Below are 11,268 nucleotides of genomic sequence, written 5' to 3'. Positions count from 1 at the left end.
TGCACTGCTTACACTTGTAGCATTGTCTCCCTCGACGATGCCCGTTCTTAGCGACTTGAGTTGAATTACATTGAGGACATTTCATTCTTCTATCATGCCAAACCAAGCATTACCCTTGCAGCAACGCCAGCAACTTAAGCACAGCATGAACACAGCATGAAGCGAATTTTCTAGAGTGTGTCCAAGTTATACCAATTCCAAAAATTAGGGCTATGGATGGAAGGGCACCCCGCGACGCGGGGTGCCCTTCCATCCATAGCCTCTTTTTAGAGAAACGGTATTAAAACCTGTATAGCTACAGCTATACAGGTTAGGACAAGAAAAAGGAGCAGGGCTTAGCCCTGCTCCTTTTTCTTGTCCTATTTTTCTTGTCCTAATTGAGATGACTAGCGCTATGGAGTAAGAGACCCCTTAAGCGAGCTTCACCAGGATTGAGTCTCCCTCAACTTTCACGTCATAGGTTTGAAGGGGCTCTTCGGCAGGACCCTGTGTCACATTTCCGGCTGGGTCAAACTCAGCATTGTGGCAGGGACAGACAAAGGAATTGACAGCGGTGTGCCATTCTACAAGACATCCAGTGTGAGTACACTTTGGATTGACTGCGGTTGGAGTGGTTGGGTCGTTAGCATTTCTCACAATCACAACAGCCACCTCAGGAGGAACGATCGCCCCAGATTGAGAAGCCTGTAGTGCGGTTAAGCTGCCCACTGGAATAAACCCATCGTCACGGGGTGCCATCTCTAGCGTGCCAGTCCCCTCACTGGGTGCTGCTTCAGGCGCTGCAGCTTGCTCTTCCTCCGGAGAACTCGTACAAGCTGCAATGGCGATCGGCAAGGAAGCAGAAATCCCAAACAAACCAACCCAGTTGATAAACTCGCGACGATCCATAAATCTCAAACCTCACTCTTAATATGATCCGTTAACTTCAGACAACCTTATTTACTGAATAGGTTGTCCTTCAAATTTGAGAGCCTTGTCTCCTGCCTCTGCAAAAGCTCTGGCAAGCTCAAGATATTTTCGCCGTTCAGCCTCATCAATGATTCCGGCATGAATAAACTCACCGTTACTGTCTACAGCTGCTGGCGGCATCCGATTGGACTCCATGACCCTTACAATCGTGTGACGAATTGAGAGCGCCTGGTTTGGATAATTCATGATGCCGAGTGGAGCAATAAACGAGGGGTTGCCAGGATTGTGACAAGTTTGGCAATCGTGCTTGCGTGACTCTGCATCTAATGCACGGTAAGTCTGATCAAGTTCCTCAGTGTAAGGATTATCCTCGGAGAGCAAGTAGGAGAACAGCGTCACACGGGGTTCTTGTTGCCCGGTCTCACCAATCCAGGTCCAGCGACCATCCCACGTTCTGGAGTTGTAATCACGAGAGCGATCTTTTTCTGCTGAACGCAGCACGGCTTTGATTTTCCCTTGCTCTATCACCATAAGTACTTCAGGAGAAAACTGGAAAGATTCCCACTTTGTTCTGGAGTGCCAGTATGGATAGGGATATTCGCCTAGACCTAGATCATTACGATATTCATAGGGGAAATAGATAATCGTTTGCTGAGTTCCTGCACTCGCATCCCCAACCTGTTCGATTCTATAGTCACCCTTAAACATGAATACTGAGAGATATACTCGCCACATGACAAGGGGATGGAATCGAGTTGTCGTCCTTAAAGTCCTGATGTTGTAGTTGTTCCTTTGTAATTGAGTACCCCAAAGTACAGGAACGGCTGTAGCGTCGGACAGAATCTTAGAATCACCTAGCTTTTGTCCGCATTCATCACGAGCTGCCGAATCTGAAGGATCTGCTAACGGACAAGCAGCAATAACTTCTTTTGCAATCTCTTCGGCAAGTCTGGTTTCTGCATTAGCAGGTTGCCCACCACTCAAAAAGCCTGCGAAAAATACTCCAAGCATCGCAGCGATGGCTAGCAAGGCCATCAGAAGCGTTCGACGAAGCCTACGCCCTTCAAACATACAAATTCTCTCCGGCAATAATGCTGTGTGGTTTGGATCGCTATTTCAGCTTGCAACATCTATTTTTTAGAGTCTTAGTATCTGCGTTGCCGCAGCCCAGATCTGCTGCTAGCAGGTACTAGCAACAGGACTAAGATCAACGAGTCACTCAAAGCAGAGCGATCCATAAAATTTTGAGAAACAGCTTGGTTGCAAACTATCTCTCGATATAGTCTGGAGCCACTTTTTTAGAACGGCTGCCACTCAAAGTATCTTTCATAGAGCGTTGACGAGATAGGCTTGTCATGCTCATTCCTGTAACTAATAATCCTGCTAGACCCAATCCATTGAGGAGGGGGTAAATTCCTTGTAACCCAAAGATTCTACCTGAATGAACTTGAACTAGAAACCCCGCCACGCTATTCAGGGAAAGCCATTCGCTAAAAATGGGGTAAGCCATTCCTGAAATTATGGTTAGTGCTAGGGGCAAGCACATAACTATGGCGAGTTGTCGATGATAACGGCGAAAAGCACTGCTTAATCTCATTTTGCACTCCACTATGATGCAGGACGGAACAGCGAGCAGCAGGCAATCAACTTAATAAACTCGCGAGATAACTAGAAACAAACTTTCAACTAGCGATCGCCACTTAGAACTAGTCGCAATTCGCTACAAACTAGACCCAGGAAAATTGGATCAACCAATGTCTTTCAAAGGGCTGTTAGTCTGCTATGAAGAAGCTTGTGGTCGTGTCTCAGTGCTTTTAAATTGACTACTAATAACTCACAAAAACGCCTATTCACGTATCTGCGAGGGAACTACACTATTGCTCCATTTGAGCAGGGAAAGTAGTCCTGCGCTGCACAGATAGGTGAGTCAATTCCGCACTCAAAAAGCTATTCGGCTCCAAGTAGCCTTGCTCAACAGTCACTATGAAAGGTAGTGAAGGTGGAAGCTAACAACAGCCCAGCGTATTAAAAAGACTGGACTGACTGAGCCTAGTAGATGCTTTTGCACTTTAGTGTCCTCGGGTTGGCGTTGATTAACTCAAATTCTCCGTTTCAGAGAAAATTTTTCTGAACCTTGACCGTACTGGCGAAGGTCGAACTTCAATTTCCCATGAGATATTAGTAGGTCATGGAAGTACGTGTAAGTATTAATTACGACAAAATAATGAAAAATGCAAGACACATCTTGCTTAAGATAGTTGTCAATTTGTTTTTTCAAACTCTGGATAAGCAGATTAAGTAGAAATCAGATAGTTAGTAGACCGTCTATTATAGAAAGAAACTGCAAAGATCCTTGAAGCGAGAATCTTTTGCTATTTAGAACATGGTGGTTTCAACAGCAGAAGGTATGACAGCTCTTTATTCCGCTTGTTTGTTTAGAGTGCGGAATTATACTCTAATGTATGAAATTATACTTATACTTTTTAGATGGCTACTCCTATACAGATAATGACTTTGGTTACGCAAGCAGTATCTTTGCGGCTCGAAATCGCTACTTCAACGCTCCTGTCCTAAGCTTTAGAGTAGAGGAAAGATTTTGAGTTCTTTTTGATAAGCTAATACAAGGTTTTCCAAGGCTTTCTCCCATTTTTGGGCAACTAACGGCTAAGCGAAAAGCAGAACTACCAACTAGGTTTGTACTCAGCTCCCTAACCGCACCAAACTGCCGCTTTCGTCAACCCAGCGAAACTTCTATAACCTTTCTCTAAAAAGAGGCTACGGATGGAAGGGCACCCCGCACTGTGGGGTGCCCTTCCATCCGTAGCCCTAATTTTTGGAATGGGTACAAGCTGAACGAAAGAGTCCTGTTAGCCTCAAAAGGTGGGGTAAAAGTGAGAAAAAATGCCAAATTGCTGAAGGAAAGCAACTACTCTATCTAAATACCCTGCCCTTTGTGCTGCCCTCTGCGTTGCCCCATGGTTGTCATTCATGAAAATCAAAGTCATCAACCCCAACACGACTGCTAGCATGACCGAAAAGATCGGCATCGCGGCTTGCAGAGTCGCTAGTCCTGGCACTGAGATTATTGCTTGCAATCCAACCACGGGTCCAGTTTCAATCGAAGGACACTACGACGAAGCCCTGAGTGTGGTAGGAATCTTGGAGGAAATTCGCAAAGGGGAAACAGAGGGGGTTGATGGTTATGTGATTGCCTGTTTTGGTGATCCGGGGCTGCTTGCGGCACGTGAATTGGCAAAAGGTCCGGTTTTAGGAATTGCCGAAGCTGCCATGCACGCTGCCACTTTTGTGGCAACAGGATTTTCCATTGTGACGACGTTAAGCCGCACTCAAATCATTGCTCAACATCTGGTCGAACGTTATGGCATGACTCACTCTTGTCGCAAAATTCGAGCTGTTAACCTACCCGTTCTCAGTTTAGAAGCAGACTCATTCGCTAAAACGATGATTCTGAAGGAGTGCCAAATTGCGCTAAAAGAAGATGGCTGTGGGGCGATCGCCCTGGGCTGTGGTGGCATGGCTGACCTGGCGACTGAGATCAGCAGCCAGCTTGGCATTCCAGTAATTGATGGCGTGAGTGTGGCGGTGAAATTTGTGGAGATGTTAGTCAGTCTAGGATTGACCACCAGTAAAGTTGGCGACCTGGCATACCCGATCGCCAAACCCTATATGGGAATGCTGTCTGCCTTTGCTCCCCAATAACTTTCAGGATGCATCCGATGATTACTACTTCGCTCCTTTCTATTAATGGCGATCGCCTCAACGACAGCATCAATCGTCTAGCCCGAATTGGTAAACAGCCCAGTGGCAGCATTTGTCGCCTGGCCTTTACCCCAGAAGACTTGCAGGCTCGCTATCTGGTGCAGCAGTGGATGGTTGAGGCAGGCATGAGCGTCAAAACAGACGCAGCCGGAAACCTGATCGGCACCTACGCTGGCAAAGAGAACATCCCTGCCCTGGCGACTGGCTCTCACATTGATACGGTTCCATCAGGGGGACGCTTTGATGGCGTTTTGGGTGTGCTGGCTGGGATTGAGGTGGTACGAACCTTGCGGGACAATGATCTGCGCCTAAGGCATCCGATTCAAGTCATTGTTTTCACCGATGAGGAGAGCAGCATGATCGGTTCTCAGGCGATCGCTGGAACCGTTCTGCTTAACGCTCCTGAACAGTACAAACCCAAAGTAGGCGAATCAATCCAGGCGTGCCTGGAAAACCTGGGCGGCAACTGGGATGACCTGGCTACCGCCAAATGCACTCGCGCAGACCTGACCGCCTTTGTAGAACTGCACGTCGAGCAAGGCGCAGTCTTAGAAAACACTCAAGCTGAAATCGGAGTTGTCCAGGGTGTTGTCGGGATGGTGCGTGAGGCGATCGCCATCACAGGTCAAGCAAACCATGCAGGCACGACTCCAATGGATACGCGCCAGGATGCCCTCGTTGCTGCTGCCCAAATTGTCCTAACCGTTCAGGAAATTGCCCGACAGATGCCTAGCCGACCCGTTGCTACCGTTGGCTACCTGACAGTTTCCCCGAACGCGGTAAATATTGTGCCCGGTCAGGTCGAGCTAACCGTAGACATGCGCGATTTGTCGAAAGACTGCCTGAATCAAATGCGGATGCAGCTCAAGCAGGCTGTGGAAGCGATCGCCACCGCCACCCACACCGCCATTCAAATCACGCCGCTGCTTAATGTTGAACCCACTCCCGCAATGCCCCAGATTCAAGACACGATCGAATTAGTCTGCCGAGAACTAGGGCTAAGCTACTGCTACCTGCCCAGCCGTGCCGGACACGATGCCCTGGAAGTTGGTCGAATCACCGACATGGGCATGATTTTTGTGCCTAGCCAGTCGGGGGTTAGTCACTCCGAAGCCGAATACACTTCTCCCCAACAGTGCGTTCAGGGTGCAAATGTGCTATTGCACACGCTGCTGAAGTTAGACAAGATCTATTAGGTTATCATCGTACATAGCACAGGAAATAAAGTTTAGGCTAGAGCGTTTTATCTCAATTTTGGCGAAAATTCTCATCAAAATTGTGATATGAGATACGCTAGCTTCTACAAGGATGCATTACAGTATGCCTATGAGAAAGTCGAGTTTGCACAGCATTTCTTAAGCAAGTTCACGCTGGCAAGCGCTTTCTATTCACCTCAAAGCCGCTCTGGCTGTGCGATTCACTGCTTTATCAGTAATTTCACCAATTCGGGAACCTGAAGGACTGTAAACACTTCTTGATGTAAATGTGAAGCACTGCCCGATCTAGATCACAGAGCGATCGCCGCTCAAAAATCTAGCTCCAAAGCTCTATCTAAATCTGCTCTAACTCTCAAGAGTACTGGTATGACTTCTATTCGTGAAATCGTCGGACAAACGCTGGAAACTGGCTACCTGCCTTTAGAGGCGGAAGATCAGCTGCGGAGACTGCTCCAGCAGACCAAGTATGGCTGGGAAGACCTGAATGCCTTTATCAAGCTCCAACAGGCGGCAATGGAAGGGCAAATTCGTCAGGAGTCACGTGAAGCAGACGAACTTCATTATCTCCTCGTCAACTCATAATTCCTCCGGATGAGTTTGGCATTTCTTTGCTAAATTCATTCCGTAAAAGATTATTCGGGGTTTGCCCTGGAACCTCTTTTAGGTCTGCAATGCTTTTAGGCTAAGGGAAAGAGGGAGTAGAAGTTGATTGGTTTTTTCCCTTTGCGTTTCATCCCCTTCCTGGAAGTGTTGTTTTTATTATTTTTAGCAGTGCTAGCTTTCTGAAAAGACGGGTTGATAGAGATTAAAAATTTGTTGCGATGGTAGATGCTCTGACAGAGACGCAATGAATTGTACCTGTACAAGCAGACTTAAGTTTTGAATAAATTGCTTTAGGATTGAGGGGTCTATACTGAGTAGTTCCTACTGCAATTTAACCACTGAGGGTTGCAATGTCAGAATTTGCTCTTCCCCAACCTCCCGTATTTGAGCGCGTTGAAGACGAACGACTACACCGCAAGCAGCGCTTGGCAGCTGCATTTCGTTTGTTCGCTCGCTATGGTTTTGATGAAGGCATCGCAGGACACATTACAGTACGCGATCCCGAATTTCCTGACCACTTTTGGGTCAATCCCTTTGGCATGTATTTTGGTCAAATTCGGGTGTCTGATCTGATTCTGGTCAGCAGTGACGGTGATGTCATTAAGGGAAATCAGCCCGTTAACCAGGCAGCTTTTGCGATTCATGCACCGATTCATGCTCATCGCCCTGATGTTGTAGCGGCGGCGCATTCTCACTCGACCTATGGCAAGGCGTGGTCTACGTTTGGCAGGACGCTTGATCCCCTAACCCAAGATGCCTGCTCGTTTTATCAAGACCATGCGGTGTTTTCAGACTATACGGGTGTGGTGCTGGATACTTCTGAGGGCGATCGCATTGCCGCAACTCTGGGCGATCGCAAAGCTGTCATCCTACAAAATCACGGACTATTAACTGTCGGGCATTCCGTTGATGAAGCTGCCTGGTGGTTTATCACGATGGAGCGATCCTGCCAGGTGCAGATGATGGCAGAAGCGGCAGGCAAGCCTATCCTGATCAAGCCAGAAATTGCTCAGCTTGCCCAAACTCAGGTCGGTACGCCCTATTCTGGCTGGTTTTGCTTTCAGCCGCTCTACGACAAGATTGTGCGCGAAGAATCTGACCTGCTGGAATAATCAGCTTTGAGTAGACCTAACCCGCAGGTGGTTCGTCGGCTTGTGGAGCAGGAGCCTGACAAGATTCAGCGGTGTGGTCAAATTTGACCGTGACCACGTAAACCTGATTGGCATCCGATTCGTTCTCAAACTCGTAAGTGGCAACTGTCTCCAACGCTTTCTGATTAAATAACTGATAGCCAGAGCTTTGAACCAGTTTGGGTTCGCCAACCAGCTTATTCTCATTGTCTACCACGACTCCATACACAGCCGCAGGTTCAACTTCTAGTGGACAAGCTTCTGCCGGATAGACCGCAGCAATTTCCATCGACTTCCATTCACTATCGGCTCCCTCTTCGACCTGAGTTTCAAACCATTCGACGAAGGTTGTTCTGGCTTCCTCCTGGGTTGTTCCGCTGGAGTCAGCGCCCAGACGAGCGATCGCTGCTCGACGTTGAGCGATCGAATCCTGTAGCCGCTGTTCTGCGGTGCGGTTGTCTTGAGGACGTGGATTGCCTGGCGCAGGACTCGAACCGGTACCCGCCCTGCCTGTGAGGTTATCTAAATCAGGATTTCGAGCAACGCCAGGGTTGGTCGGTGCAACAGTTCCGGGCGAAGGCGAAGGTGAGGGAGAAGCAGACGGCGTTGGCGACGGTGAAGCAGAGGTCGAGGGAGAGGTCGAGGGTGTCTGTCTGGTTGCTGGAGGACCAGGCGGCGGCTCATAGGATGGATAAAGATCGGGCGAAAAGGGTGGAAACGGCGGAAAAAGCTGAGACGGCGGAGCCTGATTGGGCACCGGCGTGAGCGAGTATAAGTCAGACTCAGAAAGCGGTGGCAGTTCCAGACTTGGCGTGGAGAAATCTGGAACGCGGGCTAGCTCCTCGGGCGATAGCTCTACAACTCCAACGGTGCGCTGATCATCTGCCTCTTCCGCTAAAAATGAAGACGGCAAAATTGGCAGAACACCCCACAGCAGCCCATGAACACCTATCGAGAGGGCAGTTGCAATCCAGCCAGGCTGACGCACAACCTGACTCAGGGTTGGGCCAATAGAGCGAGCGAAGGAAGATCGGAACATAGCAAGTGGAGGACTCTGTTCAAGCTAGGGGGCAAGGAATTTCAGATGAATGGGGTAGATAGCGACCAAGCGTACTGACCAAGCGTACTAGATTTACGTTCCTGTCTGACAGCCCAGGAGCGGGAACGTCTGGATATCCCTTGTAGTTTTTTCTTCATCCTTATCCTAAATCCGCCCGGTGAACCTGGACGATCAGTAAAGAAAAGTAGGGGAGTTTGAGCTGGGGGTGATCGCTTAGATCAGCATAGATTACCTGCTCAGGTAATGTAGCTCGTTCTACCACATAGCTTTGCTGAAGCAGTCCGTGCCGATTGAGCACTGCCCAGACCTGCTCATAGACAGAACTTACCTTTAGTAAAACGACTACGTCGGCAGTGGCGATCGCAGTTTCCAAATCTGCAACGGTGTAAAGAGCAGGCAAAACCATCAGTCGCTGATTCCAGAGAGTCAATGGAAGTCCCAGTGCTGCCGTTGCTGCCAGCGGCGAACAAATGCCAGGGATCGTCTGCACCTCAACTTCAGGATGAGAATGCAGCAGCGTTTGCGCCAGATAGGTAAAGGTGCTGTAAAAGCTCACATCTCCTTCGGACACAAATGCTACGTCCTGCCCCTGCATCAGGTATTGCCAAACCTGCTCGGCTGCTGCTTGCCATGCTTCGGTTAAAGTTTTGGCCTCTTGCACGTAAGGAAAATTTAGCGCCAAATGTACCTGCTCAGGCTGAAGCCACTCCTGTACAATTCGTTCTGCGATCCCCAATTTTCCAGACAGCCCGGCCGGAAATGCAACTACAGGAACGGACTTCAGCAGGCGAAGCCCCTTCAAAGTGATCAACTCTGGATCACCTGGACCAACGCCAACGCCGTACAGCTTTCCCAAATAAGAATCAGTCATGGTGTTTAGAATTAGCGATCGCCTCCTTCCACAATCCACCCAACAGCTCACCTGATTGAATGAATTTGCCTTGCCTTAAGACCTTAAACTAGAAATTGACAAACCTAAACCTAAAAGCATACGCATCGTACAAACGATAAGGATTCCACCTGGAATGCTTGAGCCAGAGGAGAGTGTCCGAGCGAGCGAGACGATGCATTTCAAAATTGTATTAGCCTGTTCCAAGCTGAATTTGAAACCCAAAAATTCTAAGTCCAGTAAAACTTTTGTATATACAACAGCCCGTTTGAAAGAGTTATGAATCAGATTGCTCAACGACTAGCCGAAATCGATCGCAAACATTCCCAGCGCTACATTGAACTCGATCCGGGTGGTTATTTCATCATCTACTTGGATCGGGAGGAGGAGTTAATTTGCGTCAAGCATTTCACCAACGTAATCAGTGAAAAAGGATTAGCACTTGATCCAGAGACGGGCAAACCCATCCCTGTGCGGGGCAAAGTCGAGCGAACGGCTAACGCTGTATTTAGCGGCAGAACCGCTAAAGAACTTTGCATCAAACTGTTTGAAGAGATGAAACCTCCCCTGGTCAACTACCTCGACCACGCTGCCTATCTGGGAAGAGAATTGGTGCGGGCAGAGACAGCCTTAGTCAGCGGGGAAGAATATATACAGGACTAAAGTAAACAAGGGAAATTTTTCGTTCGCTAAGCGAACGAAAAATTTCCCTCACAGAATTAGCCCTGAAGAATCTGGTACAGGTAGTAGGTTGCCATTGGAATCACCGTTGCAGCAACTAGGAAACCCACAACCCAGACAGTTGCATTGCTTTTTTCGGTGTCTTCAGGGGTGGCGAAGGTGCCTTCAACCAGGACAGTGTTGTCTACGACAGGTGGTCCGGGATCAGGCTGACCAGAAAGAACCGCAACCAGGCGATCGCTTGCATCCAAAAATGCCTGATTGTACTTGTTGTCTTGGCGCAACGGCACCATGACAGTTTCCTGGGCTACACTTTGGGCAATTTCATCATTTAAGGTTGCTTTGACGCGATCGCCCGTCCGAATCGCAACATTGTTAGTGACGTTGTCTAATACCAGCAATGTTTGATTGGCTTGCGCTTCAGGGGTAGGGAACCACTGCTCAAAAAGCTGATCGGTAAAGCTCTGGATCGTTTCCCCATAATCGAGCCGATGCACCGTTACAAATCGAACTTCGTTGCCTGTCGATTGGGCGAGCTTTTCTAATTCACCGCTGATTCTGCCTTCATTCAAACGGCTTAAGATTTCTGCTTCGTCAACGACCCAAGTGGAATCACCTGCCGCTAGACTCGGCATACTGTAAACGCTTGTAGCGTAAGCAGGTGCAGCGCTGACTTGAGCAACAAAAATCAGTCCTACAGCAGCTAGCAGCAACCCACGCAGAAGTTTTGCCAAAGTTGAAGTAAGAGAAGAGAGGAGCATATTTATGAGTCCGATATTTATCTTTTGTTACTTATCTCTCAAAATACTATACTGCTGTGCTAAGTAACTATGAATTAAATCAACCCTAAATTTTGCTCAAGAGCAAAGAGGCAATCCCACTTTCCCAGGACTTACGCAGATGTACTAAATGTGGTGGTCAGCTTAGCCCAATTTCATAGCAAGAGTGGGTGATTTGAGTTGCCCAATCAAATAGTGGGATAACAGTCTGCTCTTGAGT

General features: G+C 48.3%; 13 protein-coding genes. 6 read left to right on the top strand and 7 right to left on the bottom strand.

What is annotated here, in order from left to right; genetic code table 11:
• The 4 genes from H6F93_RS35715 to H6F93_RS08910 all read right to left on the bottom strand — a co-directional run.
• The coding region (locus H6F93_RS35715; protein WP_524537882.1) for a transposase-like zinc-binding domain-containing protein at positions 1-85 on the bottom strand (85 nt) is incomplete at its 3' end.
• A 326-nt stretch (positions 86-411) separates the two neighbouring features.
• Positions 412-888 carry a QcrA and Rieske domain-containing protein gene (locus tag H6F93_RS08920; RefSeq protein WP_190680134.1) on the bottom strand — a complete coding sequence of 159 codons (477 nt, stop codon included), beginning with the start codon at positions 886-888 and terminating at the stop codon, positions 412-414.
• Positions 889-939: 51 nt separating this feature from the next.
• Positions 940-1,980, bottom strand: a complete 1,041-nt coding sequence (locus H6F93_RS08915) for a hypothetical protein (RefSeq protein ID WP_190680133.1) — start codon at positions 1,978-1,980, stop codon at positions 940-942.
• A 196-nt stretch (positions 1,981-2,176) separates the two neighbouring features.
• Entirely contained in the window at positions 2,177-2,506 is a 330-nt protein-coding gene (locus H6F93_RS08910; protein ID WP_190680132.1) for a peptidase, read from the bottom strand.
• Between the two features lie 1,391 nt (positions 2,507-3,897).
• Between H6F93_RS08910 and H6F93_RS08905 the strand changes: the two genes are divergently transcribed.
• The 5 genes from H6F93_RS08905 (at position 3,898) to H6F93_RS08890 (ending at position 7,621) form a co-directional block, all read left to right on the top strand.
• The gene (locus H6F93_RS08905) at positions 3,898-4,629 is read left to right on the top strand and encodes an aspartate/glutamate racemase family protein (protein WP_277882164.1); all 732 of its coding nucleotides are present in this window, start codon (positions 3,898-3,900) and stop codon (positions 4,627-4,629) included.
• A 17-nt stretch (positions 4,630-4,646) separates the two neighbouring features.
• On the top strand, positions 4,647-5,885 hold the full coding sequence (locus H6F93_RS08900; RefSeq protein WP_190680131.1) for a Zn-dependent hydrolase: 1,239 nt from the start codon (positions 4,647-4,649) through the stop codon (positions 5,883-5,885).
• An 87-nt stretch (positions 5,886-5,972) separates the two neighbouring features.
• Positions 5,973-6,146 (top strand): hypothetical protein, encoded by a 174-nt coding sequence (locus tag H6F93_RS33640; RefSeq protein ID WP_190642942.1) that lies wholly within the window; start codon positions 5,973-5,975, stop codon positions 6,144-6,146.
• Positions 6,147-6,272: 126 nt separating this feature from the next.
• On the top strand, positions 6,273-6,488 hold the full coding sequence (locus tag H6F93_RS08895; RefSeq protein WP_190642943.1) for a hypothetical protein: 216 nt from the start codon (positions 6,273-6,275) through the stop codon (positions 6,486-6,488).
• A 371-nt stretch (positions 6,489-6,859) separates the two neighbouring features.
• Positions 6,860-7,621 (top strand): class II aldolase/adducin family protein, encoded by a 762-nt coding sequence (locus tag H6F93_RS08890; RefSeq protein WP_190680130.1) that lies wholly within the window; start codon positions 6,860-6,862, stop codon positions 7,619-7,621.
• Positions 7,622-7,637: 16 nt separating this feature from the next.
• Here the strand turns inward: H6F93_RS08890 and H6F93_RS08885 are convergent, their stop codons facing one another.
• Both H6F93_RS08885 and H6F93_RS08880 read right to left on the bottom strand, forming a co-directional pair.
• Entirely contained in the window at positions 7,638-8,678 is a 1,041-nt protein-coding gene (locus H6F93_RS08885) for a hypothetical protein (protein WP_190680129.1), read from the bottom strand.
• A gap of 160 nt (positions 8,679-8,838) precedes the next feature.
• Positions 8,839-9,570, bottom strand: coding sequence for a precorrin-2 C(20)-methyltransferase (locus tag H6F93_RS08880; protein ID WP_190680128.1), 732 nt, complete (start codon positions 9,568-9,570; stop codon positions 8,839-8,841).
• A 297-nt stretch (positions 9,571-9,867) separates the two neighbouring features.
• Between H6F93_RS08880 and H6F93_RS08875 the strand changes: the two genes are divergently transcribed.
• Positions 9,868-10,251 (top strand): DUF4346 domain-containing protein, encoded by a 384-nt coding sequence (locus tag H6F93_RS08875; protein WP_190680127.1) that lies wholly within the window; start codon positions 9,868-9,870, stop codon positions 10,249-10,251.
• 56 nt (positions 10,252-10,307) lie between these two features.
• On the opposite strand, the gene psb32 is transcribed toward H6F93_RS08875, so the two are convergent.
• A complete protein-coding gene (psb32, locus tag H6F93_RS08870; protein WP_190680126.1) occupies positions 10,308-11,030 on the bottom strand; it encodes a photosystem II repair protein Psb32 in 723 nt (240 codons plus the stop codon).
• Positions 11,031-11,268 lie beyond the last annotated feature (238 nt).

This window comes from Leptolyngbya sp. FACHB-671 (assembly GCF_014695745.1).
Taxonomy (GTDB): domain Bacteria; phylum Cyanobacteriota; class Cyanobacteriia; order Elainellales; family Elainellaceae; genus JAAUTN01.
Note: the sequence above shows the minus strand (reverse complement) of the source record. Positions and strands in the feature narration are given on the sequence as shown.

What these genes read in the sequence shown, in the direction of transcription:
- H6F93_RS08875 (WP_190680127.1), top strand. Translation starts at nt 9,868, where the DNA reads ATGAATCAGATTGCTCAACGACTAGCCGAAATCGATCGCAAACATTCC.
- H6F93_RS08880 (WP_190680128.1), bottom strand. Translation starts at nt 9,570, where the DNA reads ATGACTGATTCTTATTTGGGAAAGCTGTACGGCGTTGGCGTTGGTCCA.
- H6F93_RS08920 (WP_190680134.1), bottom strand. Translation starts at nt 888, where the DNA reads ATGGATCGTCGCGAGTTTATCAACTGGGTTGGTTTGTTTGGGATTTCT.
- H6F93_RS08895 (WP_190642943.1), top strand. Translation starts at nt 6,273, where the DNA reads ATGACTTCTATTCGTGAAATCGTCGGACAAACGCTGGAAACTGGCTAC.
- H6F93_RS08905 (WP_277882164.1), top strand. Translation starts at nt 3,898, where the DNA reads ATGAAAATCAAAGTCATCAACCCCAACACGACTGCTAGCATGACCGAA.
- H6F93_RS08915 (WP_190680133.1), bottom strand. Translation starts at nt 1,980, where the DNA reads ATGTTTGAAGGGCGTAGGCTTCGTCGAACGCTTCTGATGGCCTTGCTA.
- H6F93_RS08890 (WP_190680130.1), top strand. Translation starts at nt 6,860, where the DNA reads ATGTCAGAATTTGCTCTTCCCCAACCTCCCGTATTTGAGCGCGTTGAA.
- H6F93_RS08900 (WP_190680131.1), top strand. Translation starts at nt 4,647, where the DNA reads ATGATTACTACTTCGCTCCTTTCTATTAATGGCGATCGCCTCAACGAC.
- H6F93_RS08885 (WP_190680129.1), bottom strand. Translation starts at nt 8,678, where the DNA reads ATGTTCCGATCTTCCTTCGCTCGCTCTATTGGCCCAACCCTGAGTCAG.
- H6F93_RS33640 (WP_190642942.1), top strand. Translation starts at nt 5,973, where the DNA reads ATGAGATACGCTAGCTTCTACAAGGATGCATTACAGTATGCCTATGAG.
- H6F93_RS08910 (WP_190680132.1), bottom strand. Translation starts at nt 2,506, where the DNA reads ATGAGATTAAGCAGTGCTTTTCGCCGTTATCATCGACAACTCGCCATA.
- psb32 (WP_190680126.1), bottom strand. Translation starts at nt 11,030, where the DNA reads ATGCTCCTCTCTTCTCTTACTTCAACTTTGGCAAAACTTCTGCGTGGG.